Genomic DNA, 23,042 nt, shown 5'->3' on the forward strand with positions numbered 1-23,042 from the left:
GCCGCCTGGCTGCGGCTCCCCCTGTTGGTCCGAGGAGACAACAATGAGCAAGAGCTGGAAGGCGATGATTGCGGCGATGGCGGTCATGACGGGCGGATGGGCGCACGCCGCCGACGCGCCCGTGGATGTCAAACTGATGCAGCTTTCGGTGGGCAAGATCGAGCTGGACAAGGGCTTCATGACCGCCATGGTCGACGTCGGCACCAAGATCAAGATTCCGGTGCCCGCCTATGTGATCCAGCATCCGCGCGGCCTGGTGCTGTTCGATACCGGCATGAACCAGGCCACGGCCGATGGCAATTGCGCCAACTATTGGGGCCAGGGGCTGTGCGGCGCGTTCAATTCCATCCAGGGGCGCGACGAGGTCATCGACCGCCAGCTCAAGGCGGCGGGCTTCGACGTCAGCGACGTGAAGTACGTCGTCTATTCGCACTTTCACCTGGACCACGCCGGCAACATCAAGATGTTCCCCAAGGCCAAGCACGTGGTGCAAAAGGCGGAACTGCGCGCGGCCTGGTGGCCGGAAAAATTCCAGCGCGCCGCCTACGTGATGAAGGACTTCGACACCACCCGCGACTACGACTTCATCCAGGTCGAGGGCGACTTTGACCTGTTCGGCGACGGCGCCATCGTGCTGCTGGACACCAAGGGCCACACGCAGGGCCACCAGTCCCTGCAAGTGAAGCTGCCCAAGACCGGCACGGTGCTGCTGGCGGCGGACGCCATCTACACCGGCGAGAACGAGGCGGGCGTGATACCGGGCATCACCTGGAACACGGCGGCGTCCATGCTGGCCATCGACCGCCTCAAGCAGATCCGCGATGCGCGCCAGGGCCAGCTCTGGTACAGCCACGACGCGGAGCAGCACGCGCAGAACGCCAAGACCAAAGTGTTCGACTGAAGGCGCGCCATGGAGCCCGCCATTGCCTTGCACCAGGTCTGCAAGTCGTTCGGGCCGCGCCTGGTCCTGGAGTCGCTCAGCCTGTCCGTCAGGCCGGGAGAGATCCTGGGCCTGCTGGGCCCGAACGGCAGCGGCAAGACCACCACGCTGCGCCTGATGGCGGGCTTCTACACGCCCGACAGCGGAAGCCTCCGAATCTGCGGACGCGAGCCCGCGCCCGGGCGCGGCAATGCCGACATCGGCTACTTGCCGGAACGCGCGCCCCTCTACGACGCGCTGACCGTGACCCAGTACCTGGAGTTCGGCGCCGGCGTAAAAGTGCAGGGCGGCGCACGGGCGCGCCGGCAGGCCATCGAACGGGCCATTGATGGCTTCGACCTGCAGGGCGTGGCGCGCTCGCTGATCGGGCGCCTGTCCAAGGGGCAGCGCCAGCGCGTGGGGCTGGCGCAGGCCGTGCTGAACGACCCGCCGGTGCTGCTGCTGGACGAGGCCACCAACGGCCTGGATCCCGTGCAGATCGTGGAGGCGCGCGCCATGATCCGGCGTTGCGCCGAGGGGCGGGCGGTGGTGTTCAGCAGCCATCTGATGCAGGAAGTCGAAGCGCTGTGCACGCGCATCGCCATCCTGCGGCAGGGCCGGCTGGTGCAGGACGCGGCGCTGGGCGAGCCCCGCGCCGCGCTGCAGCTGCATCTGGCCTTGCCAGCCGCGGGCCATGCGGCGCTGCGTGCCGCCTTGTCGGCCTGCCCGGGCGTGAGAGCCGTGGATATTGCCGTCCTGGATGCCGCCGACAGCAAATGGCGCATCGTCTGGGAAAACCCGGCCGCCAGCGGCGCGGCCTGCGACGCTGTGATGCGCATCGTGCTGGCGCATGCCGAACTGCGCGCCGTGCTGCCGCCGCAGGAAGCGGTCGAAGCCCGCCTGCTGGCGGCGCTGGCGCCGAATGATCCCCAACTTCGGAGACGGGCATGAAGGGATTCGCGGCGTTGTATCGCAAGGAACTGCGCACCGATTTCGGCTCCCCCGTTGCGCTGGCGGTGGTGGCGGTGTTCTGGGCCTTGTCGGGCTACCTGTTCAGTTTCAACCTGTTCTTTGTCAGCACGGGCCAGATGGTGACCGCGTTCCACAACATGACCATCCTGCTGATCCTGGTGATGCCGCTGGTCAGCATGCGGGCCTTCGCGGAAGAGGCGCGGCAGGGCACGCTGGAGCTGCTGCTGACCCTGCCGCTGTCGGATGCCGCCCTGGTCGCGGCCAAGTACGCGGCCGGCCTGACCATGCTGGCGCTGATGCTGGCGGGCACCATGTCGGCGGTGCTGCCGCTGGCCTGGTACGGCCAGCCCGACTACGGCCCCATCGTGGGCGGCTACCTGGGCGTGTTCCTGTACGGCGCGCTGTTCCTGGCGATCGGCATTGCGGTGTCCAGCGCCTGCTCGAACCAGATCGTGGCGGCCAGCGCCACCTGGGGCATCCTGGTGCTGCTGTGGTTCATCGACTACCCGGCCGCGCTGGATGCGTTTCCCGCGCTGTCGCCGTTTTTCCAGGCGCTGTCGCTGTCGGCCCAGCACGTGGACTTCATCCGCGGCGTGCTGCCCGGTCCGGCCACCGTCACGCTGGCCAGCGTCGCCGTGCTGGCCCTGATGGTGGCCGCGGTCAACCTGAAGCGCTGGAGGCTGCGATGAGCCGCCCGGCACTGCGCCGCGCCGGCAGGCGCCTTGCGCTGTGGCTGCCCGTGATGGCCGCGGCCGCGCTGCTGCTGGCGTTGAACCTGTGGGCCGCGCGCCACCTGGGACGCATCGACCTGACCGCGCAGCGCGTCTACAGCCTTGCCCCGGAAAGCGTCGAAGTCGCGCGCCAGGTCCGCCAGCCGGTCGAGGTGACCTGGTTCTACGACTTGCGCAACAAAAGCATGGTCGACGCCCTGGAGCTGCTGCGCCAGTACGAACGCGCCAATCCGCTGATCCGCGTGCGCGGCGTGGACCCGGCGCTGCGTCCGGCCGAGGCCCGGGCCGCCGGCATCCAGTTCGCGGGCAGCGCCGTGCTGGCCTCGGGCGAACGCAAGACCACGATCAACGGCGGCACCGAGACCGACTTCACCAATGCGCTGATCCGCATCAGCCAGAACGGCGCGCAGACGGTCTGCTTCACGCAGGGGCACCGCGAGGCCATGCTGGACAGCCTGACGTCGCTGGACGACCTGGAAGATCACGACGACGACGAGAACCTGGTGGCCCGCGTCGAAGTCCACGAGCAGCATGGCATGGCGATGGCGCGCAACGCGCTGCAGACGTTGGGATTTTCCACGCGTGCGGTCGGCGCGGGTAGCCTGGCGCAGGCCCTGCCGCGCTGCGCGGTGGTGGTCGCAGCCGGGCCGCGCACCGCGTTCGGCGCGGACGACGCGCAGGCTTTGCGCCGCTGGACCGGGGCCGGCGGCAAGACGCTGCTATTGCTGGAGCCCGACACGCGGCACGGGCTGGACGACCTGCTGGCCGACTTCGGCATCGCGCTGGCCGCCGGCCCGCTGGCCGATCCCGGCAGCCATTACCGCAACGATCCGGGTAGCCCCGCGGTCAGCGACTACACCCGTCACAAGATGACGCGCGGACTGCCGCTCAGCTTCTTCCCAGGCGCGGCGGGTCTTGAGCCGGCCGGCGATGCTCTGCCGCCTGGCGTGGTGGTGACACCGCTGGCGCAGACGTCCGCCGAGGCCCATCCGCCCGGGCGGCCTCCGTCGCGCTACACGCTGATGGCGCTGGCCACGCGCAACGCGCAAGGCGCCGCCGAGGACGGCTCGGCCCGGCCCACGCTGCTGGTCGCGGGCGACAGCGACTTTGCCATCAACCGCCACTTCGCCACGCTGGGCAACGGCGCACTGTTCACCAATGCCGTCACGCTGCTGGCGGGCGAGGACGCGCTGCTGACGATCCGGCCCCGCCACTACGAAAACCGCCGCGTGGAACTGACCAATCGCCAGATGCGGGCGGTGTTCTGGACCAGCACCGTGGCCTTGCCCCTGCTTGCGCTGATGGCGGGGCTGCTGCTGTGGTGGAGGCGCCGGTGAAGGCCGCGCGCGCCGCGTGGCCCGCGCTGCTGGCGGCTGGCATCGCGCTGTCGGCCTGGCAGTGGCATGAGTCTGCGGAGTCGCCCGCAGGCCATGGCGGCCACACCCATCTGCATGACGACAGCGGCAAGCCCGCCAGGCTGTACGACTGGGACGCCGACAGCGCCGCGCAGGTGACGCTGGCCGCGCCGGCCGGTTCGGTCAGCCTGACGCGTGGTCCGCAAGGCTGGACAGCGTCGCCGACGGGCGCGGCGCAGGGGTTCGACGCCGCCGACTTCGTGGCGCTCTTCTCGCAGGCCCGCAGCGACCGCATCCTGACGGCCGAGGCAGGCGAAACCTATGGCCTGGCGCCGCCGCAACTGCGCATCGCCGTGCGCGACTCGGCCGGCGCCGCGCTGGCCCTGATGGACGTAGGCGCGCTTGCGCCGGATGGCCTAGGCCGCTATGTACGTCTGCCGGACGAGGCGCAGATCCGGATTATCCCTGACTATCAGACCCGGGCGCCGCTGGCCGCAGTGGGGCAGGACGCGCCGCAGTCTCCATCCACTCCACCGCTTGTTAAACCCGCCTTGCACAAAGATAAATAGCTGCCCGATTAACCCCTACCTATACTTCGCACACATACCCAGGCGGGTCTGCCGGGCGCTATCGCGGCGCAGTCGATCCGCTTGAAAAAAGCGCCTTCCGGCTCCCGCGTCAACCCTGGCGCGGGGACACGGCAAGGTTGACAAAGAGACAAGGGCGCGCCGGGCGCGCCCGGGGCGCAAGCCCGCACGATGCGCAGCATTCCAGGAATCGCCGCGCCCGTGCTCTGCGTATTGGGAGAAGACGCTTGACCTTGGATCTACTGCCTCTCGCCTTGGTGGACGGCGTGGCATACGCCAGTCTGCTGTTTCTGGTGTCAATGGGATTAACCCTGGTGTTCGGCGTGATGGGCATCCTGAACGTCGCCCACGGCGCCTTCTACGCCTTTGGCGGCTACGCCGCCGCCAGCCTCGTCATGTTCATGGCGCCCAAGACCGACTCTCCCTTCCTGCTGTTCGCCGCCCTGTTCGTGGCCGCCATCGCCGTTGGCCTGGCGCTGGGCAGCATCATGGAGTTCGTGCTGATCCGCCGCGCCCAGAACTACGACCCCATCCTCAAACTGCTGATCACCTTCGGCGGCTTCCTGATGCTGGAAGACATCCAGCGCCTGCTGTGGGGCGCGCAGCCCTACAGCGCCAGCGAAGTCGTGAACCGCCTGGGCAACATAGAAATCGGCGACATCACCTACACCACTTACCAGCTAGTGGTGGTGCCGGTCACCGCGCTGCTGGCCTACGTGTGCCTGGAATACTTCCTGCGCCACACCAAACTGGGCAAGCAGACGGTGGCCACCACGCATAACCGCGAGGTCGCCACGTCGCTGGGCATCAACGCCAAGAAGATCTGCTACGTCACGTTCGTCATCGCCACCATCCTGGGCGCCCTGGGCGGGGCGCTGGCCGCGCCCACTACGTCGCTGGTGCCGGGCGCGGGCACGGACATGACGGTGCTGTCGTTCGCGGTGGTCGCTACCGCCGGGCTGGGCCAGATCACCGGGGCGCTGATCGCCGCGCTGCTCATTGGCGTCATCCGCGCCATCGCCGTGTACGCGGCGCCTGAACTGGAAGTGGCGGTCCCGTACATCATCATGGTGCTGGTGCTGATCATCCGTCCGCATGGCCTGTTCACCGTGGCTCAAGCGAGGACGATCTGATGAAAGTGCCTGTCCTCAGTCTCCTGGCCGCGCTGGTCACGCTGTTTCTCGGCTACACCTATTCCTGGACCATCACGCCCATCGTCATCGGCCTGACCTACGCGATCGCCGCGCTGGGCGTGTCGGTGATGGCGCGCGCCGGCCAGATCTCGTTCGGCCACGCCATGTTTGCCTGCATCTCGGCGTACACCGTGGCCTTCGTGGCCAAGGCCGTGCCGGGCATCGACGCGCTGGCGCTGATCCTGGCCGGCGTTGCCGCCAGCTTCGCCGCCGCCGTCGTCATCGGCCTGTTTGTCGTGCGGTACCGCGGCATTTTCTTCGGCATGCTGAACCTGGCGCTGAGCATGGTGCTGTTCGCCTTGCTGGGCAAGCTGTACACGCTGACTGGCGGCTCCGACGGCATGCGCATCGTGCGGCCGACCATGGCGGGCATCGCCATGGAGCGCGAATCCTTCGAGCGCGCACTGTTGCTGCTGACGCTGGTGCTGTCCCTGGTGCTGGCGTGGTGGGTGCAGCGCTACTTCCGCTCGGGCAGCGGGCAAGCGCTATCGGCCATCAAAACCAACGAAACCCGCATCGAATATCTGGGCTTCTCCGCGTACTTCATCATGTGGAAGGGCTATCTGCTGTCGGCCGTGGTGGTTGGGTTCTCTGGCGCGATCCTGGCGCTGATGCAGGGGCTGGTCACGCCGGAAATCGGGTCGTGGCTGCGTTCGGGCGAATTCGTCTTCATCACCATCCTGGGCGGCGCGGGCCATGCCGCCGGCGCCTTCCTGGGCGCGGTGGGCTTCGAGTCCGTCAAACTGGTGTCCGCCGCGTACTTCCCGGGCCTGTGGCAGTTCCTGCTGGGCCTTACCCTGATCCTGGTGATCTTCATGTTCCCCACGGGCTTTGTCGGCCAGATCAACAAGCGCATCAGGTCGCGTGAACGCGCCCAGCGCCGCGCGCAGGCTCCCGTCCAGGTCGCGGCAAGGAACTGAAGATGAAACCCCTGATTAAAACTACCGACCTGTACCTGGCCTTCGGCGGCGTGGTGGCCGCCGACAACATCAACTTCGAATTGCACGAAGGCGAACGCCTGGCCGTGATCGGCCAGAACGGCGCAGGCAAGACCACCTTCATCAACATTTGCACGGGCTACCTGGCGCCCTCCAAGGGCAAGGTCTACTTCGACGGCAAGGACGTGACCGCCATGGCGCCGCGCAAGATCGTGCGCCTGGGCCTGGGGCGCTCGTTCCAGCTGCCGCAGCTATTCACCGAACATACGGTGCGCGAATGCGTGCAGATCGCGGCCGCGCGCCGCAACAAGGAGCTGAGCTGGTTCCGTCCGCTGGAAAGCACCATCGACGGCCGCGAAGTGGACGCCACGCTGGATCTGGTGGGCCTGCTGCCCGACGCCGACGAAGCCTGCATCGAACTGCCCGAAGGCAAGCGCAAGCTGCTGGACGTGGCGATGGCGCTGGCCCTGCAGCCCAAGCTGCTGATCATGGACGAACCCACCAGCGGCGTCGCCTCCGAAGACAAGTTCACGCTGATGGAAACCGTGATGCACGCGCTGGACGAACGGCGCGTCACGAGCTGGTTCGTCGAGCACGACGTGGACATCGTGTCGCGCTACGCCACGCGCGTGGCGGCCTGGATTGCCGGCAAGGTGGCCGCGGACGGCTCGCCCGATGATGTCCTGAACAATCCGCAGATCAGAAGCGAAGTGCTGGGGGCCTGAACCATGTTGAACCTATCGGCCATCAACGTCGATCTGGCGGGCAACCGCATCCTGCGCGACGTCAGCGCCAGTTTCGACGCATCCAAGACCATCGGCATCGTCGGGCGCAACGGCGCGGGCAAGACCACGCTGCTGCGCACCATCATGGGCCTGACCCGGCTCAAGTCCGGCAAGATTTCGTTCGACGGCACGGATCTGACGACGCTGCCCGGGCACAAGCGGGCGGCGCTGAAGGTGGGCTACGCGCCAGAGGACCGCGTCATTTTTCCGACCATGACGGTCGAGGAAAACCTGCACCTGCCTTGCGAAGTGCAGGGCCAGTCCAAGGCCGACATCCAGGGCCGCATGGACACCGTGCTGAAGGTGGTGCCGCAACTGGAGCCCATGCTCAAGCGGTCCGGGTCGGCGCTGTCGGGCGGCCAGGGCAAGATGGTGGCGCTGGCGCGCGCCGTCATGGTCGGCACGCGGCTGCTGATGCTGGACGAACCCTTCCAGGGGCTCGCGCCCAAGCTGGCGCGCGACTACACCGAGGCGCTGGGCAGGCTGAAAGAAATGCAGCCCGACCTGTGCGTCGTGATCACCGAGTCCAACGTGAAGTTGCTTGGCGACATTCCCGACCAGATATGGACGATCGAGCGCGGCTCGATCACGCTGAACTGATACCCACGGAGACATTCCATGACGCAGATGATTATCGGCGGCCGCCAGGTCGATGCCCAGGACGGGCGCACGATCGAGGTCGTATCCCCCGTAGACGGCGAGGTGTTCACCACCATCCCGCGCGGCCAGCAGGCCGACGTTAACGCCGCCGTGCAGGCCGCGCGCGACGCGCTGGACGGCGCCTGGGGCCAGATGACGGCGCTGGAGCGCGGCCGGCTGCTGCTGCGCCTGGGCGAGAGCGTGCTGGCGCACCACGAGGAACTGGCGCAGCTTGAATCGCGCGACACCGGCAAGCCCATGTCCACCGCGCGCGGCGACATCACCGTGCTGGCGCGCTATTTCGAGTTCTACGGCGGCGCTGCCGACAAGGTCCACGGCCAGACGATACCGTTCCAGAAAGACTATTCGGTGCAGCTCATCCGCGAACCGCTGGGCGTCACCGCCCATATCATCCCGTGGAACTACCCCGCGCAGATGTTCGGCCGCAGCGTGGCGCCGGCGCTGGCCATGGGCAACGCCGCCGTAGTCAAACCGGCCGAAGACGCCTGCCTGTCCATCGTCCGCGTGGCCGAGCTGGCGCTGGAGGTGGGCTTCCCGCCCGGCGCGCTGAACATCGTGACGGGCCTGGGCGAAGAGGCCGGCGCCGCGCTGTCGCGCCATCCCGGCATCAACTTCATTACCTTCACCGGTTCGAACGAAGTCGGCGTGCTGATCCAGCAGGCCGCGGCCGTCAATGCGGTCAAGTGCGTGCTGGAACTGGGCGGCAAGTCGGCGCACATCGTGTTCGACGACGCCAACTACAAGCTGGCCATCCCCGCCATCGTCAAGGGCATCGTCCACAACACCGGGCAGACCTGCACGGCCGGCAGCCGCCTGCTGGTGCAAAAGGGCATCTATGCGGACTTCATGAAGGCGCTGGGCGAGGAATTCTCCAAGGTGCGCGCCGGCACGCCGGACATGGACCTGACCTGCGGCCCCGTCGTCAACAAGGCGCAGTTCGACCGCGTCAACCGCTACATCGCCAAGGGCCTGGCAGACGGCCTGAAGGTGGCGGCCGAGGGGGGCATCGCCGACGGCGTGCCCAAGGGCGGCTACTTCGTGAAGCCCACGCTGTTCAGCGCCGCCACCCACGACAGCGACCTGCTGACCCAGGAGATCTTCGGCCCGGTGCTGGTCGCGCTGCCTTTCACGGACGAAGCGGAAGCCATCCGCTTGGCCAACGCCACCGACTACGGCCTGCTGGGCGCGGTCTGGACGGAAAACGGCGGACGCCAGCAGCGCGTGGCGCGCGGCATCAAGTGCGGCCAGGTCTACATCAACGGATTCGGTGCGGGCGGCGGCGTGGAACTGCCCTTTGGCGGCGTGAAGAAGAGCGGGCACGGTCGTGAAAAGGGCTTCATCGCCCTGGAAGAAATGAGCACGACCAAGACCCTGATTCAGTTCTATGGCGAGTGATCGCCGCGCATCATACGGAGACAGAAAATGAGCCAGTTGCAGGGCAAGGTTGCGATCGTCACGGGCGGGGGCAGCGGTTTCGGCGAGGGCATCGTCAAGCTGTACGCCAAGGAAGGCGCCAAGGTGGTCATCGCCGACATCAATAAGGAAGCTGCCGACCGCGTGGCCGCCGAAGTCGGCGCGACCGCGCTGGCCGTGAAGGCCGACGTATCCAGCCGCGCCGACATCGACAACGCCGTGCGCGCCTGCCTCGACAAGTTCGGGGCGGTCGACATCGTGGTGAACAACGCCGCCATCACCCACAAGAACCAGCCCATGCTGGACGTGGATGAGGCCATGTTCGACCGCATGTTCGACATCAACGTCAAGTCCATCTACCACATGGCGCAGGCCGTGGTGCCCGTCATGCGCAAGCAGAAGCGCGGCGTGATCCTGAACATCGGCTCCACCGCCGGCATCCGTCCGCGCCCGGGGCTCAGTTGGTACAACGCGTCCAAAGGCGCCGTGAACGTGCTGTCCAAGTCCATGGCCGTTGAGCTCGGATCCGACGGCATCCGCGTCAACGCCATCTGCCCGGTCATGGGCATCACCGGCATGTTCGAGCTCTTCATGGGCCTGCCGGACACGCCTGAGAACCGCGCGAAGTTCGTGTCGACCATCCCCCTGGGCCGCTTCTGCCAGCCGTCCGACGTGGCTGCGGCCGCGCTGTTCCTGGCCAGCGACGCGGCCGAGTTCATCACGGGCGTGGAATTCCCGGTGGACGGCGGACGCACGGTGTAGGGCAGGGCGCCGGACGGCCCGGGCGCAGCAGCGGCCGGGGCACGCCGGCGCAACCCCGGCGCCGCGCCAGGTAGCGGCTCCGATCTCTTTCTGTGGATGAAGGCGCATGAAAATCAAAGCGGCGTTATTGCGGGAAGTGGGGATGGCGGGGCCGTACGCGCAGACCCGGCCCCTGACCATCGCGGATATCGAACTGGATCCGCCCGGATTCGGCGAAGTGCTGGTAAGGATCAAGGCGGCGGGGCTTTGCCATTCGGACCTGTCGGTCATCAACGGCGACCGCCCACGCGGCGTGCCTATCGTCCTGGGCCACGAATCGTCCGGCGAGGTCATCGAGACCGGCCCCGGCGTGACCGACCTTGCGGCCGGCGACCATGTCGCCATGGTGTTCGTGCCCAGCTGCGGCTGCTGCAATCCCTGCATGGAGGGCCGGCCGGCGCTGTGCGAGCCCGGCGCCGTGGCCAACACCAAGGGCACGCTGCTGGGCGGCGACCGCCGCCTGCACATCGGCGACGAATACATCAACCACCACACCGGCGTGTCCTGCTTTGCGGAATACGCCGTCGTGTCGCGGCGTTCTTGCGTCAAGGTCAACGTCGAACTCAGCCACCGCGAGGCGGCGCTGTTCGGCTGCGCCGTGCTGACCGGCGCGGGGGCCGTTATCAACCGCGCCCGCATCAAGGTGGGCGACACTGCCGCCATCGTCGGGCTGGGCGGCGTGGGCCTGTCGGCCTTGCTGGCGGCCGTGGCGGCCGGCGCGCGCCGCGTCGTCGCCATCGACCTCAGCGATGAAAAGCTGGCGCTGGCCAAAGAGCTGGGCGCGACGCACCTGGTCAACCCGAAACAAGTGCAGACCGACGACGACCTCATGGACCTGGCGGGCGGTCGCGTGGACTACGGCTTCGACATGGCTGGCGCCGTGCCCGCCTTTGAAACGGCCTACAAGCTGACCCGGCGCGGCGGCGCCACCGTCACGTCCGGCCTGCCCAATCCGAAGTTCAGCTTCCCGCTGTCGCTGTCGCAGATGGTGGGGGAAGAGCGCGAGATCCGGGGCAGCTACCTGGGCTCGGGCGTGCCGGCCATCGACATCAGCCGCTACATCGACCTGTACAAGGCCGGCCGCCTGCCGGTGGACCGGATGATGGGCAAATCGTTTTCGCTGGACCAGATCAACGAGGGGTTCGATCACCTCGCCACCGGCGGCAGCCTGCGCGACGCCATCGTTTTCTAAGGGCGCAGACCCGACTACAACACTGGAGACAACACCATGAAGACCTCAAGACTGGCGGCCCTGCTGGGCGCTACCCTGCTGTCGGGCCTGACCTCGCTGGCGGGCGCTGCCGACAAGCCCAAGGAACTGAACGTCGGCATCTCGACCTTCCTGTCGGGTTCCGCGTCCGTATTCGGCGTGCCGGCCCGCGATGCGGCCGACATCCTGATCCAGGACATCAACGCCAACGGCGGCATCGACGGCGTGAAGATCGTGCCCAGCTACATCGACGAAGGCGGCGGCGGCGAAAAGCTGCTGTCCGAATACCGGCGCCTGGCCGAAGGCGGCACGCGCGTCATGTTGTCGGCCATTTCCAGCGGCCACTGCAACATCGTCGCGCCCGTGGCCGAAGACCTGAAGGTCCTGAACGTGATGTGGGACTGCGGCACCGAAAAGGCGCTGGAAGGCAAGAACTACAAGTACGTGGTGCGCACGCAGGCCAACGCCACCACCGAAATGGTTGCGCAAGTGCTGTACCTGATGAAGGTGAAGCCCGACTTCAAGACCATCGCCATCGTCAACCAGGACTACGCCTGGGGCCGCGATTCCCGCGACATCTTCCTGGCCGCGCTCAAGAAGTTCAAGCCCGACGTCAAGGTCGTGGCCGAGATGTTCCCCAAGTTCGGCGCCGCCGACTTCTCCACCGAAATCAGCCGCCTGCAGGCGCTGCGTCCGGACGTCATCGTCTCCACGTCGTGGGGCGGCGACCTGGACAATTTCGTGCGCCAGGCCTCGCAGCGCAACCTGTTCAAGAACTCCACCTTCGTGCTGTCGCTGGCCGAAAGCTCGCTGGAGCGCCTGGGCAACGCGCTGCCGGAAGGCGTGCTGGTCGGCGCGCGCGGCGACCACTACTTCCTGCATCCGGAAACCAAGGACGATCCGCAGCACCAGGCCTTCGTGAAGAAGTTCCATGACAAGACCGGCGCCTATCCGATCTATTCGGTCTATCACATGGTGCAGGGCATCCAGGGCCTGAAGGCGGGCTACGAAAAGGCCATCAAGGACAACGGCGGCAACTGGCCCACCCCGGAACAGGTGGCGGCCGCCATGCATGACGTGACCTTCAAGGGCTACGGCCGCGACGTCAAGATGCACCGCGCCGACGGCCAGGCGCTGGAAGCGCAGCTCTTCGGCGTGACCAAGAAGAGCGACAAGTATCCGTTCAAGGTGCTGTCGGACATCACCATCGTGCCGGCCGAACTGGTCACGCCCGGGGTGACGGAAACGTCGATGGCCTGGATCGAAAAGAGCCTGACGCCGGACGTCCTGAAGAGCGACCAGATCAAGGTGTTCCCGAACTGATCGGGATGGATTGAGCAAGCAGCAGTGTGTGGTGCAGGGATGGCCCCGGCGTGATGCGCCGGGGCGTTTTTTTTACAGTTCCAGCACGACCCGCTTCCCGCCGCATGACCGCGAGCAGCACGCCATCATCTTGCCGTTGGCCTCGCGCTCCGCGCGCGTCAGCACGACGTCGCGGTGGTCGATGTCGCCTTCCAGCACGCGCACCTCGCAGGAACCGCACAGGCCTTCCTCGCAGTCGCTCTGCACGTCGATGTTGGCGCCACGCAGCGCCGTCAGCAGGGTCTGGTCCGCAGGCACCGTGATGACGATGCCCGAATCCTTCAGGACCGCCTCGAACGCCTGCTCCTTCGAAGGGTCCAGCGTGCCCAGCGTGGAATGGAAATGCTCCACGCGCAGCGCGTCTTCCGGCCAGGCGGCGCAGCAACCGGCCAGGGCGTCCAGCAGGCCCTGCGGTCCGCAGGCGTACACCTGGGCCTTGTCCTGGGGCGCGGCAAGCAATGCCGCATAGTCCGCGCGGCCGCCTTCATCCTTGATGTGCAGGCGCAGGCGGTCGCCGTGCAGCGCCGCCAGCTCGGCGGCCAGCGCCATGCTGCGCCGCGTGCGGCCGCTGTAATGCAGTTCGTAGTCCAGCCCCAGTTCCCGCGCACGGCGCGCCATGGCGCTGATGGGCGTGATGCCGATGCCGCCCGCGATCAGGATGAGCTTGCCGGCAGACTCGTCCAGCCGGAAGTGATTGCGCGGGCCACGGATGCGCAGGCGCGCGCCGGGCACGGCGTGCTCGTGCATCCAGGCGGAACCGCCGCGGCCATTGGCCTCGCGCAGCACTGCGATTTCCCACACGCCGGTCTCTGCCGGATCGCCGCACAGCGAATACTGGCGCGACAGCCCCGTGTCGCCACATTCCACGTCGATGTGCGAGCCCGGCGACCAGCGCGGCAGCGCCTTGCCGTCGGGCGAGGCCAGGCGCAGCCGCAGGATGCCGTCAGCGGCCTCGACAGCGCTTTGCACCTCCACCGGACGAGTGATGGCGTGCGAAGACGGCTCGCCGATGCGCACGGGATGCTGGCCTTGCAGCAGGGCGGGGTTGGCGCGTTCCGGGTTCTGCGCCGGATTCCATTCCACCCACAGATGTTCGGGCCCGCGGAAGGAGGTGTTCGGCACGTACGTGAACGCCTGTTCCGCCAGCTTCAGGTGCGGCAGGCGGCGCGTCAGCTCTTCCAGGAAGATCTGCATCTCCATGCGCGCCAGGTTCTTGCCCATGCACTGGTGCGATCCATAGCCGAAGGTAAGCTGGTCGCTGGCGTTCTCGCGGCGGATGTCGAACAGGTCGGCATCGGCGAACTGGCCCTCGTCGTGATTGGCCGACGACGTCACGATCAGCAGCTTGGATCCGGCCGGGATGGCGATGCCTGCGATTTCCACATCGCGCGTGGCCAGCCGCCGCCATGCCGCGACCGAGCCGTTGTGGCGCAGGCATTCCTCGACCGCGTTGGGAATCAGGTTCGGGTCTTCGCAGATCTCGCGCCAGGCCTGCGGGTGCTGCAGCAGCAGCTTGATCGCGTTGGCCGAAGCATTGGCCGTGGTCTCGTGCGCCGCGACGATGCCGGCCATCATCATGGAATGCAGGTACGAATCGGTCACCACGTCCGGATGCGTCTGCTGCTTGCGCAGGCCATACTGCATCCAGCCCGGGCCGGACGGATCCAGCCGCATCTTGTCCAGAATCTTGCCCGCCAGTTGCCAGAAGTTGCCCACTGCATGCGCCACGGCCACCTGTTCCTCGGGCTTGGGGCGGCCCCAGGTGTTGACCGTGTGGGCGATGGAGTACTGGCGCAGCAGGTCCATGTCCTCTTCCGGCACGCCCAGGAAATGCAGCGCCACCGTCAGCGGCACCTCCCACAGCATCTGGTCGACCAGGTCGGCGCGGCCGTCGTCGACAAAGCGGTCTACGTATTCGCGCGTCAGGCGGCGCACCATGGGTTCATGGTGCTTCAGCTCCTCGGGCGTGAACGGGTCCATCAGCACGCGCCGGCGCGGCATGTGGGCCGGCTCGTCCTCGTTCACCAGCGTGCGGTTCATCGCGTAGCCATAGGACGCCAGCACTGCGTTGGCTTCCGGTCCCGTCGGCGTGATCTTCTCCAACGCGATCGACGGGCTGAAGGTAATGTTGTCGCGGAAGATCGCCTTGATGTCGTCGTAGCGCGTCACCACCCAGTAGCCGAGCTGCGGGCTGTAGAACACCGGCTCCTGCTCGCGCGCCCAGCGCACGTATTCCGGCGGATCCTGCTGGTAGCCGTCGCCAAAAGGGTCGAACGCGGCGGCGCGCGCGCTGACCGGACAGCCCGTCGGGCTTTGCGCGGCGGCCAGCGCGGCGTGGTCGATGGGACAGCCCGAAGGGCGCGGGGAGGCGGGTGCTTGATTCATGGGGTCTTCCGTGTGTTCGTGTTGCGGGCCCGCCGCGCGCGTGGGCGGCGGGCCGGTGCGGCTCAGTCCAGCGTGATGCGCAGGTCGCTGATCAGCTTCTGCCAGCGGGCGCGCTCGCTCGTCAGCATCTCGCCGTACTGCGCGGGCGTGTTGCCCACGGGCTCGATGCCGAACTCCACCAGGCGCTGGCGCGTGGCGGGATCATTGATGGTGGCCACGACCTGCTTATTCAGCGCGTCGATCACCGGCTTGGGCGTACCGGCCGGCACCACCACGCCTACTTGCGCGGCGGCTTCCACATTCTTCAGGCCGATCTCCGCGAACGTCGGCACATTCGGCAATTGCGGCAGGCGGGTCGGGTTGGCCACCGCCAACGCTTTCACCTTGCCGCCGTTGATGAAGCCGGCGCCCGCCGCCAGGTCCACCATCATCGCGGGAACCTGCCCGCCGGCCACGTCCGCCAGCGCGGGCGACGCGCCGCGATAGGGCACGTGCGTGAGCGTCAGGCCGGCCTCGACCTTCAGCAGTTCCATGGCCAGGTGGTGCGGACTGCCAGCGCCGGCCGAGCCATAGTCCAGCCCTTCCTTGCGGCTCTTGGCCTCGGCCAGGAACTCTTGCACCGTATTGACCTTCATCGACGGGCCGACGACCAGGATCATCGGGAAACGTCCCATCAGCGTGACAGGCGCCAGATCCTTCGCCGGGTCGTACGACAGCTTCTTGTAGAGCGCCGGGTTGAACACCAGCGTGCCGTTGTCGGCGGACAGCATCGTGTAGCCGTCGGCCGGCGCGCGCGCCGTTTCCGACGCGGCGATGGCGGTATTGCCACCAGGCTTGTTCTCGATCACGACCGGCTGGCCCAGGCGCCCGGTCAGGCCCTGGCCGATGCTGCGCGCCAGAAAGTCGGATCCGCCGCCTGCGGCGTAGGGCACGATCCAGCGCACAGGCTTGGAGGGATAGTCGGCGGCCGGCTGCTGAGCGGACGCGCTGGCACAAGCCAGCAGGGGCAGGGCCAGCAGGCCGGCCAGGACATGGTGTTTAACACTGCGCATGGGCAAGTCTCCTCTTTGTGGAATGTCAGAATTGCATTCCTTGTTTGCGTTTGCGTAAAGCATATACGCAATGCGTAATTTTTAAAGAAGGGTTAACCTTGATGCCGCTCCAGGCTTTCGGTCCCTCGTTTGCTGGCGAGCGCCTGTTCCGGAGCCGCATTTCCCCATGAGCAAAGCCGCCTTGCCGCCCGAATCCGACCCCGATTCCACGCCGGATCCCGCCACGCGCCCGCGCGAGCGCCGCCAGCGCGTCCAGGCCGCGGAAACCGGCATGACGGTGCTCAAGGGGCTGGCCCGGCTGGGCGGCCGCGCCAGCCTCACCGCGCTGGCCGCCCACGTCGGCGAAAGCCCGGCCAAGGTCCATCGCTACCTGATGAGCCTGATCGCCGAAGGCCTAGTCGACCAGGAAGTCGCCACCCAGCAATACCACCTGGGCCTCGAAGCCCTCTACGTCGGCGTGGCCGCCATGCGCCAGGCCGACCCCCTGCGCATCGGCGAACCCGCGCTCGTCCGCCTGCGCGAAAGCCTGGCCGTCACCTGCTTCATTGCGGTCATGGGCAACAAGGGCCCGACCATCGTCCGCTTCGAGGAACCCGGCCTGCCCGTCACCGTGAACGTGCGCGTGGGCTCGGTGCTGTCGATGTTGTGGTCGGCAACCGGCCGCGCCTTCCTGGGCCTGCTGGACGAGGCGCCCGTCCAGGCGCTGGCCGAAGCCGAACTGGCGGAAGCACCGGCAGAACAGCGCGGGCTATTGGACCGCGCCGATCCCATCGGCGCCTTGCGCCGCGAAGTGCGGGCGGCCGGGTGCGCCACCGTGAAGGACACCAACCTGCGCGGCATCAGCGCGGTATCGGCGCCGCTGTATGACCATACCGGGCGAGTCTGCGCGGTCTTGACCGCGCTGGGGGCCACGGGCGGGTTTGATGTATCGGCGGACGGGGCGGTGGTGGCGGCGGTGAAGCGGGAGGCCTTGGCGGCTAGCGTGGCGTTGGGGTATGTGGCGGGGTAGGTCGCTGCATGCGTCCCGCAGAATCTGAAAAAAAAGGCCGCAACTCGCGTTACGGCCTTTTTGGTGCTTTAAGTCGGTTCACAGCAATTGCATCATCAATCATCCCTGCGCTTCATCATCGGCTTGACGTGCAAGTGCTGTTGCATCAGCCACCGCTGTCCGCAATAAAGACCAGCATCAGGCGATGCGCCAATCATGGGGCCAAACCCGCTGATTAGTGGGACGTGGCGGGCGGGTATTCGAGTTCACCGAAGGTGTACTCGCCGTTGGCCTTGGCTTTTTGCAGTTGGGCTTGAACTTCTTGATTGGTCAGTCCGGTCGTTTGGGGCTGCGCAGCAGGATACTCCAACTCGCCAAAGGTGTATTGGCCGCTGGCCTTGGCTTCTTGCAGTTCGGTTGCGACTTGCGCGCCGGACTTGACGCTATGGGCGTCGGCGGCGTGTGCGGCGGCTCCGGCCAGGGCGAGGGACAGGAACAGGGGCGTGACCAAGGCTTTCATGTGAGAGATCTCCAAATCGTTTTAACGGTAGACCGACGCCGGCGGCCCTTCGTCCATGGGACTTTGATCCCACTGAGCGAATTGCAGACGCCGTCCAAGTAGGGATGAACCCATCCGGCATCAGAGCACCTTTCCGAGCCGTCCGAGAATAGGAAAAATTCGAAATCATGCGCATGAAGGCTGGGCCGTGAACGTGGCAATCCACTACCAGCCGGCATTGAATAGCTTGTTCAAATCCACGCTGTTCTGCATGGATTGCATCAACGCTTCCTGCTCGCGCTGTGCGGCCTCGATCAACTCCCGCTCGGTGGGCGGGGCTTTGGTCACCGGCTTTCCCGTGCCTTGATAGACCCGGCGGTAGCGCAGATACCCCTGTATTTCCCAACTGCGGGGCACCGGATCAATGCAGCCAGCCCAGGCCAAAGGCTGATCCAGAGGACGAAACCCGGCGTACGAATCATGCACATAATTGGCGAACAGGTAAGCCTGCGGCGTCAAGTTCTCGGGGTTTTCCGGCGTGGCCAGTACAGGGTGCGACTTTAGAAACGCCAGCACGTCCCCGGCCTCGTCGGCCAGGGTGGCGCGGCGGATCGCCTTACCCACGGCCAGGCCTCCGTACAGCGTGGGACTCATGCGCGCCGCATTCTCATACCGTTGGATCTCTTCATCGGTCAGCCCTTCCAGCGCGGCGATATCCGCCAGCAGCGTCTGGTTGGCGCCTGCCAAATCCTCGACGTCCTTGGGCGCTCCGTCTCGGGCTCTCGCGACCCACGATAGTTGAGTGGCAAAGACCTGGCGCACCTGATAGCGCCACGCCAGATAGGGCATCAGCCATTGCGCGGTTGTGGCCGAGGCCGGCGTCGCTTGCATGAACGCAGCGTGAGCCCGGCGAAGATCGGGGTGGACATTGAAAGGATCGTATTTACCTTCCTTCGCCTGTGTCCGATCCAGTGGCACCTGCGCATCGCGCGCCGCGTTATACATCAGTTCCAGCGGAATCTGCGACAGCATGTCATCGTGCTGCCCCGACGGCCCCCGTCCCTGGGTGCCGGGCAGATAGCCCCCGCCCACGTCGGAATGCATGCCCGGCAAAGCGTACTGTTTGTGATTGCCAGGCAGGTTGCCATCGGGACCCCGAAGGCTGTCCAGCGGAAAGGAAGCTCGATTCTCGTGCATGGCGATGTAGTGCACGCACTGCACGTCGCTGGACACGCGAAGCGCAGCCGGCGTGGCCCACGCAAAGTGTCCATCGCCGCCAACGCTGTCGGGTATGCCGACAGAAGCCACCGTATCAAAAATCCCCAGGAAGCGGATGCGCGTGCGCACCCCGCACAGCCTGTCGCCATCCATCAGCGCGGTCAGCCAATTGCAGAACACCCGCGCTTGCGCCGCGCCGCGAGAAAAGCCGAACACATCTAGGCTGATGTCGACCAGCTTCGGCTTGGCGGTCTTGGCCACCTTTTCCGCCAACGACTGGACTTCGCGCTTGAAGAACGCCTCGGCCTGCGAACGGTTACCCGAAACGTCGCTCAACAGGCCGCCGATCGTGCGCATACCCACCGCGTCCAACGCTTGAACATCCTGTACCCGGCCTTTGAGCGGTGCATAGGTACCGGTGCGTGGGTTGTAAGAGCGTAAGCCATTTCGGCAAAGAGCCAGCATCACTTCGGTGGCATAGCGGCCATGTCCGCGACTAACGGACCGCTGAATAAAGTTCAGCACGTTAAGCAACGCGAAGTTCATGCGCCCATCGCAACCGCGACCCATCGAGGGGCCGAAGGCAGCATAGGCTTCCTCGCCGATGTCCGGGCATGGCGTGCCGACGCCAGGAATGTATAGCCGATAAATGCCCTCTTCGCGCCGCTCCGGGTAGGCCCGAAATAGCCTTGCTACGTTGCTGTCCTTGCGTGCCATGCGCTGGGTCACCCCTGGCCCCAATCCCGGCTCGCAGCCGTCGGCATCATCCCAATCCTGGTTGTTGCCGGTGCCGTCGAAGAAGACGCCGATTTGCAGGTCGATCTCGCAGTACTCCGTGCGGAGAAAGCATTGAGGAAGAACCGGCAGAATGCCCGGTGTGGGACCGATTGGGTGGGCCTGAAACGACTCGTTCATTCTGCACGCTCCATTACGGTGGGTTCACCTTGGTCCGGACAGCGCTCATGCTGGACGTCGTATGTACGCCAGGGCTGTTTGCTGGGAATCGGATCGTGGGGGCCAAGGTAGTCGGGGTTCGAGTAACCCGGAGATATATTCGATGAGACAGCGCGGACACTGCCGTCGGCCAGGAAGTGGACAAATAGCCCTCCGACCTGTTCGTAGCGTTCGATGGGCACGCGGCGCTCGCGAGTCTCCCAGCCGCAGTCGCGCCAGTTAGTGGTATTCCACTTCACCACGGCCGATAGCCCAGGGCGCCATTTTCTCGGTAGCCTTGAGCAGCAAACGACGCTGCCTCCACTGCCCGCCTGAAAGCCGCTACGACCATCAACCCAGAAGTCCTGGATACTCAGATGCTCGGCCAAATGGTCAATGCCAGTAATGGTGGTGGGAACCATGTCCTCCTTGGCCTGACCGACGTTACAGCCGGCCAGCAACAGGCATATCGTGGCCATGCCATGGATGAGAAAAGTCCTCATGCAGTTTCCTCTGCAGCCGCCGACGCTGTCGTCGCGCACTTCACTCTGTTTCATGTCTGGCCGCACAGCTAAATCGCGCCTGAAGCGACTCATTCATCTCGCGCGCTCCATTACAGTGGGTTCACCTTGGTCCGGACAGCGCTCATGCTGGGCGTCGTATGTACGCCAGGGCTGTTTCCTGGGAATCGGATCGTGGGGGCCAAGGTAGTCGGGGTTCGAGTAACCCGGAGATATATTCGATGAGACAGCGCGGACACTGCCGTCGGACAGGAAGTGGACAAAAAGAGCCCCGACCTGGTCGTAACGCTCGATGGGCACGCGGCGCTCGCGACTCTCCCAGCCACAGTCGCGCCAGTTAGTGGTATTCCACTCCACCACTGCTGCTAGCCCAGGGTGCCATTTTCGCGGCAGACTGACGCAGCAGACTGCGCTGCCCCCACCGCCCGCCTGGAAGCCACTACGACCATCAACCCAGAAATTCTGGATGCTTAGATGCTCGGCCAGGTGATCAATGCCGGTTATGTCGGTCGGCACCATGTCCTCCTTAGACCGTCCGACATCACAGCCCGCCGCCAGTGCGACCAGCATCGACACGCAAACCACGCTTCGACGACTCATGTCAGCCTGATCCTGGGAAAGGAAGTTGTCTGCCCAAATGCAAATACGCTGCGTATATCGACGCCGCTATCCGCCTTCTTCAACGCGGCCTCGAATACCTGGTCGCCCAGCAAGCGGCCAGCCGTCCGCCAGACTACGCGGGTCGCGGCAACTTGCACGGCAGGTTCAACTATCTGAAGCCGTTGTAGCCGGTCATGGATCTGGACGGTCCAGGCATAGCGCTGCGCATGGGATCCTTGCGCCTGGGGGCCGTAGTCCAAGTTTGAGGCGGCGTGGAAGAGATCGGAGATGCGCGCGGTACGGAGGACCTGATGCCATTGCTTTGGCTCCAATTGCAGCGGCAGAGCATCATCAATGCTGGCCTGCGGGATACCGCTAGTGCGGACGCAGCGTTCCTTACCTGCGGCATCGTGATGGTGCCAAGCCTGCACCGGACCCAGCACGGCATCGCGTTGCGCAATGGACAGTGCCTCCCAGACGTTGGCGAACGCGCGGCCATCGGCGAATCGGAAGTAATAGCGCTTGCCACTACGGGCATGGATGAAGCGCAGACGCTGCAAATGCTCCAAGACCTGCCCTATGCCTGAAGGTGTGCGCAGCAGACTGTAGGCGAAGGCCACGTCTTGGCGGGTACTTGCCAGTTGGTTCAACCACAGGGAGATTTCCTGGTGTTCGGGCAAAAGCAGAGGCCCGACGCGCGCAGCCAGGGGGCCTTGATCCTCATAGAGCAGGCGAATTTCCGGCCGCTCCAGCGCGCGGTCGTGAATGGAGGTGCCATGCAGCAATGCGCCATCCAGGAGCATGAACGTAGACAGCTTGTTCATTCGGGCACCACTGGCCCGCCGCGCCGCGCGGCGCGCAAGAAGCAGTCGAGGCAAAAGTCGCTTTCCTCGCCCAAGTTTGGGCGGCCATCAATGGCATAGGGGGTGCCCCGGCCATCACTTTTGACTTGCATTGGCCCCTTGAACTGGATCTGAGTCCCGCTCAGGATGATTCCGTCATTGTCCAAGATGATGGCTCCGCCGGGGCCGCGCAGGCAAAAAACTTCCCCCGCCTGCAACTCGATTACCTGGGAGCGCTGGCGGATGGCCTGGCCGGCCTGCAGTTCCGCGTGCCCTTCCACCGTGTAATCCTGATGCCCGCCAACACTTACCCAATGATTCGCCACGGTCTTGTCCCGCCGATGATTGCCTACCTCTTCGGTCCGGTCCTTGCCCGTCTGAATCGTGTGGTTGCGCCCCACGGTCAGAAAGTCATCCTGGCCGATGTCATGGCGCCGGTCCTGGCCGATGGTCACCTGTTCATCGTTGCCCACGGTCTCCTTGCGGTCGTGGCCGATGGCGATGGTTTCGTCGTGCTCGACCTGTTCGCTGCGGTCGTGCCCGACAAACGTGGTCTCGTCGTGGTTGACGTGGATGTTCTGGTCTTTCTGCGCGTGGACGTAGATTTCTTCCTGGTCTTTTTCGTCCTCGAAGCGGATCTCGTTGTAGCCCTCGCCCTTGTGGGTCTGGGTCTTGATGGTCATGCGCGTCTTGTGGCGCGGCAGTTCGTAGGGCGGCAACTGCAGGCGGTTGTAGGTGCGCCCGGTGATCACCGGCTGGTCCGGGTCGCCGTCGAAGTACGAGACGATGACCTCCTGGCCGATGCGCGGGATAGCCATGTGGCCCCAGGTGGCGCCGGCGATGTTCTGCGATACGCGGATCCAGCAGGAACTGTGCTCGTCGTTGCGGCCTTCGCGGTCCCACGGGAACTGCACACGGACCCGCCCGTATTCGTCGGTGTAGATCTCCTCATTTTTTGGGCCAACCACTATGGCGTTTTGCGGGCCGTCGATGCGCGGCCTGGGCAGCGGTTCGGCGCGCCATTCGGCGTCGTCCGGCACCAGTTCGGCTTCGTAGCGGTAGGACGTGCCTTGACCGG

22 protein-coding genes are annotated in these 23,042 nt (G+C 65.8%); 14 read left to right on the plus strand and 8 right to left on the minus strand.

Annotated elements, in window-relative coordinates; genetic code table 11:
* The first annotated feature begins 43 nt into the window (after window positions 1–43).
* The 13 genes from KYC_RS27055 to KYC_RS27115 all read left to right on the plus strand — a co-directional run bounded on the left by KYC_RS27055 (window position 44) and on the right by KYC_RS27115 (window position 12,887).
* Window positions 44–901 carry an N-acyl homoserine lactonase family protein gene (locus tag KYC_RS27055; protein WP_008168546.1) on the plus strand — a complete coding sequence of 286 codons (858 nt, stop codon included), beginning with the start codon at window positions 44–46 and terminating at the stop codon, window positions 899–901.
* A gap of 9 nt (window positions 902–910) precedes the next feature.
* Window positions 911–1,870 carry an ABC transporter ATP-binding protein gene (locus KYC_RS27060; RefSeq protein WP_008168548.1) on the plus strand — a complete coding sequence of 320 codons (960 nt, stop codon included), beginning with the start codon at window positions 911–913 and terminating at the stop codon, window positions 1,868–1,870.
* A complete protein-coding gene (locus KYC_RS27065) occupies window positions 1,867–2,580 on the plus strand; it encodes an ABC transporter permease (RefSeq protein WP_008168550.1) in 714 nt (237 codons plus the stop codon). Before KYC_RS27060 ends, KYC_RS27065 begins: the two co-directional genes overlap by 4 nt.
* Window positions 2,577–3,959, plus strand: coding sequence for a GldG family protein (locus KYC_RS27070; RefSeq protein ID WP_008168553.1), 1,383 nt, complete (start codon window positions 2,577–2,579; stop codon window positions 3,957–3,959). The genes KYC_RS27065 and KYC_RS27070 overlap by 4 nt, the downstream gene beginning before the upstream one ends.
* Window positions 3,956–4,546, plus strand: a complete 591-nt coding sequence (locus KYC_RS27075; RefSeq protein WP_100148387.1) for an electron transporter SenC — start codon at window positions 3,956–3,958, stop codon at window positions 4,544–4,546. Before KYC_RS27070 ends, KYC_RS27075 begins: the two co-directional genes overlap by 4 nt.
* A 245-nt stretch (window positions 4,547–4,791) precedes the next feature.
* Window positions 4,792–5,697, plus strand: coding sequence for a branched-chain amino acid ABC transporter permease (locus KYC_RS27080; RefSeq protein WP_043519385.1), 906 nt, complete (start codon window positions 4,792–4,794; stop codon window positions 5,695–5,697).
* A complete protein-coding gene (locus KYC_RS27085; protein WP_008168559.1) occupies window positions 5,697–6,677 on the plus strand; it encodes a branched-chain amino acid ABC transporter permease in 981 nt (326 codons plus the stop codon). The genes KYC_RS27080 and KYC_RS27085 overlap by 1 nt, the downstream gene beginning before the upstream one ends.
* Before the next feature lie 2 nt (window positions 6,678–6,679).
* Window positions 6,680–7,420 (plus strand): ABC transporter ATP-binding protein, encoded by a 741-nt coding sequence (locus KYC_RS27090; RefSeq protein ID WP_008168561.1) that lies wholly within the window; start codon window positions 6,680–6,682, stop codon window positions 7,418–7,420.
* 3 nt (window positions 7,421–7,423) lie between these two features.
* A complete protein-coding gene (locus KYC_RS27095) occupies window positions 7,424–8,080 on the plus strand; it encodes an ABC transporter ATP-binding protein (RefSeq protein ID WP_008168563.1) in 657 nt (218 codons plus the stop codon).
* Between the two features lie 18 nt (window positions 8,081–8,098).
* A complete protein-coding gene (locus KYC_RS27100) occupies window positions 8,099–9,535 on the plus strand; it encodes an aldehyde dehydrogenase family protein (RefSeq protein WP_008168565.1) in 1,437 nt (478 codons plus the stop codon).
* Between the two features lie 27 nt (window positions 9,536–9,562).
* Window positions 9,563–10,315 (plus strand): glucose 1-dehydrogenase, encoded by a 753-nt coding sequence (locus KYC_RS27105; protein ID WP_008168567.1) that lies wholly within the window; start codon window positions 9,563–9,565, stop codon window positions 10,313–10,315.
* Window positions 10,316–10,421: 106 nt separating this feature from the next.
* Entirely contained in the window at window positions 10,422–11,546 is a 1,125-nt protein-coding gene (locus KYC_RS27110) for a zinc-dependent alcohol dehydrogenase family protein (protein WP_008168569.1), read from the plus strand.
* Window positions 11,547–11,582: 36 nt separating this feature from the next.
* Window positions 11,583–12,887 (plus strand): ABC transporter substrate-binding protein, encoded by a 1,305-nt coding sequence (locus tag KYC_RS27115; RefSeq protein WP_008168571.1) that lies wholly within the window; start codon window positions 11,583–11,585, stop codon window positions 12,885–12,887.
* A gap of 72 nt (window positions 12,888–12,959) precedes the next feature.
* Here the strand turns inward: KYC_RS27115 and KYC_RS27120 are convergent, their stop codons facing one another.
* Both KYC_RS27120 and KYC_RS27125 read right to left on the minus strand, forming a co-directional pair.
* Window positions 12,960–15,311, minus strand: coding sequence for a cytochrome P450/oxidoreductase (locus KYC_RS27120; protein WP_008168573.1), 2,352 nt, complete (start codon window positions 15,309–15,311; stop codon window positions 12,960–12,962).
* 62 nt (window positions 15,312–15,373) lie between these two features.
* Window positions 15,374–16,363 carry a Bug family tripartite tricarboxylate transporter substrate binding protein gene (locus KYC_RS27125; protein WP_008168575.1) on the minus strand — a complete coding sequence of 330 codons (990 nt, stop codon included), beginning with the start codon at window positions 16,361–16,363 and terminating at the stop codon, window positions 15,374–15,376.
* A 166-nt stretch (window positions 16,364–16,529) separates the two neighbouring features.
* On the opposite strand from KYC_RS27125, the gene KYC_RS27130 reads away from it, so the two are divergent.
* Complete coding sequence (locus KYC_RS27130) at window positions 16,530–17,372, plus strand: IclR family transcriptional regulator (protein ID WP_008168577.1); 843 nt, start codon at window positions 16,530–16,532, stop codon at window positions 17,370–17,372.
* Window positions 17,373–17,586: 214 nt separating this feature from the next.
* Here the strand turns inward: KYC_RS27130 and KYC_RS27135 are convergent, their stop codons facing one another.
* From KYC_RS27135 to KYC_RS27155, 6 genes are all read right to left on the minus strand, one after another.
* On the minus strand, window positions 17,587–17,871 hold the full coding sequence (locus KYC_RS27135) for a DUF4148 domain-containing protein (protein ID WP_008168580.1): 285 nt from the start codon (window positions 17,869–17,871) through the stop codon (window positions 17,587–17,589).
* Window positions 17,872–18,075: 204 nt separating this feature from the next.
* Window positions 18,076–19,983 carry a T6SS phospholipase effector Tle1-like catalytic domain-containing protein gene (locus KYC_RS28505; protein ID WP_081478122.1) on the minus strand — a complete coding sequence of 636 codons (1,908 nt, stop codon included), beginning with the start codon at window positions 19,981–19,983 and terminating at the stop codon, window positions 18,076–18,078.
* On the minus strand, window positions 19,980–20,558 hold the full coding sequence (locus KYC_RS27145; RefSeq protein WP_238532002.1) for a DUF3304 domain-containing protein: 579 nt from the start codon (window positions 20,556–20,558) through the stop codon (window positions 19,980–19,982). Before KYC_RS27145 ends, KYC_RS28505 begins: the two co-directional genes overlap by 4 nt.
* 39 nt (window positions 20,559–20,597) lie before the next feature.
* Window positions 20,598–21,122 (minus strand): DUF3304 domain-containing protein, encoded by a 525-nt coding sequence (locus tag KYC_RS29145; RefSeq protein ID WP_081478123.1) that lies wholly within the window; start codon window positions 21,120–21,122, stop codon window positions 20,598–20,600.
* The gene (locus KYC_RS27150; RefSeq protein WP_043519386.1) at window positions 21,119–21,946 is read right to left on the minus strand and encodes a DUF4123 domain-containing protein; all 828 of its coding nucleotides are present in this window, start codon (window positions 21,944–21,946) and stop codon (window positions 21,119–21,121) included. The genes KYC_RS29145 and KYC_RS27150 overlap by 4 nt, the downstream gene beginning before the upstream one ends.
* The coding region (locus KYC_RS27155) for a type VI secretion system Vgr family protein (protein ID WP_008168588.1) at window positions 21,943–23,042 on the minus strand (1,100 nt) is incomplete at its 5' end. The genes KYC_RS27150 and KYC_RS27155, both read right to left, overlap by 4 nt.

This window comes from Achromobacter arsenitoxydans SY8, assembly GCF_000236785.1.
Classification (GTDB): domain Bacteria; phylum Pseudomonadota; class Gammaproteobacteria; order Burkholderiales; family Burkholderiaceae_B; genus Achromobacter; species Achromobacter arsenitoxydans.

Bases quoted from the DNA above. Each gene is read 5' to 3' on its own strand.
- KYC_RS27090 (WP_008168561.1), top strand. From the start codon at position 6,680: ATGAAACCCCTGATTAAAACTACCGACCTGTACCTGGCCTTCGGCGGC.
- KYC_RS27070 (WP_008168553.1), top strand. From the start codon at position 2,577: ATGAGCCGCCCGGCACTGCGCCGCGCCGGCAGGCGCCTTGCGCTGTGG.
- KYC_RS28505 (WP_081478122.1), bottom strand. From the start codon at position 19,983: ATGAACGAGTCGTTTCAGGCCCACCCAATCGGTCCCACACCGGGCATT.
- KYC_RS27145 (WP_238532002.1), bottom strand. From the start codon at position 20,558: ATGAAACAGAGTGAAGTGCGCGACGACAGCGTCGGCGGCTGCAGAGGA.
- KYC_RS27135 (WP_008168580.1), bottom strand. From the start codon at position 17,871: ATGAAAGCCTTGGTCACGCCCCTGTTCCTGTCCCTCGCCCTGGCCGGA.
- KYC_RS29145 (WP_081478123.1), bottom strand. From the start codon at position 21,122: ATGAGTCGTCGAAGCGTGGTTTGCGTGTCGATGCTGGTCGCACTGGCG.
- KYC_RS27055 (WP_008168546.1), top strand. From the start codon at position 44: ATGAGCAAGAGCTGGAAGGCGATGATTGCGGCGATGGCGGTCATGACG.
- KYC_RS27060 (WP_008168548.1), top strand. From the start codon at position 911: ATGGAGCCCGCCATTGCCTTGCACCAGGTCTGCAAGTCGTTCGGGCCG.
- KYC_RS27065 (WP_008168550.1), top strand. From the start codon at position 1,867: ATGAAGGGATTCGCGGCGTTGTATCGCAAGGAACTGCGCACCGATTTC.
- KYC_RS27125 (WP_008168575.1), bottom strand. From the start codon at position 16,363: ATGCGCAGTGTTAAACACCATGTCCTGGCCGGCCTGCTGGCCCTGCCC.
- KYC_RS27100 (WP_008168565.1), top strand. From the start codon at position 8,099: ATGACGCAGATGATTATCGGCGGCCGCCAGGTCGATGCCCAGGACGGG.
- KYC_RS27110 (WP_008168569.1), top strand. From the start codon at position 10,422: ATGAAAATCAAAGCGGCGTTATTGCGGGAAGTGGGGATGGCGGGGCCG.
- KYC_RS27115 (WP_008168571.1), top strand. From the start codon at position 11,583: ATGAAGACCTCAAGACTGGCGGCCCTGCTGGGCGCTACCCTGCTGTCG.
- KYC_RS27095 (WP_008168563.1), top strand. From the start codon at position 7,424: ATGTTGAACCTATCGGCCATCAACGTCGATCTGGCGGGCAACCGCATC.
- KYC_RS27130 (WP_008168577.1), top strand. From the start codon at position 16,530: ATGAGCAAAGCCGCCTTGCCGCCCGAATCCGACCCCGATTCCACGCCG.
- KYC_RS27150 (WP_043519386.1), bottom strand. From the start codon at position 21,946: ATGAACAAGCTGTCTACGTTCATGCTCCTGGATGGCGCATTGCTGCAT.
- KYC_RS27085 (WP_008168559.1), top strand. From the start codon at position 5,697: ATGAAAGTGCCTGTCCTCAGTCTCCTGGCCGCGCTGGTCACGCTGTTT.
- KYC_RS27120 (WP_008168573.1), bottom strand. From the start codon at position 15,311: ATGAATCAAGCACCCGCCTCCCCGCGCCCTTCGGGCTGTCCCATCGAC.
- KYC_RS27105 (WP_008168567.1), top strand. From the start codon at position 9,563: ATGAGCCAGTTGCAGGGCAAGGTTGCGATCGTCACGGGCGGGGGCAGC.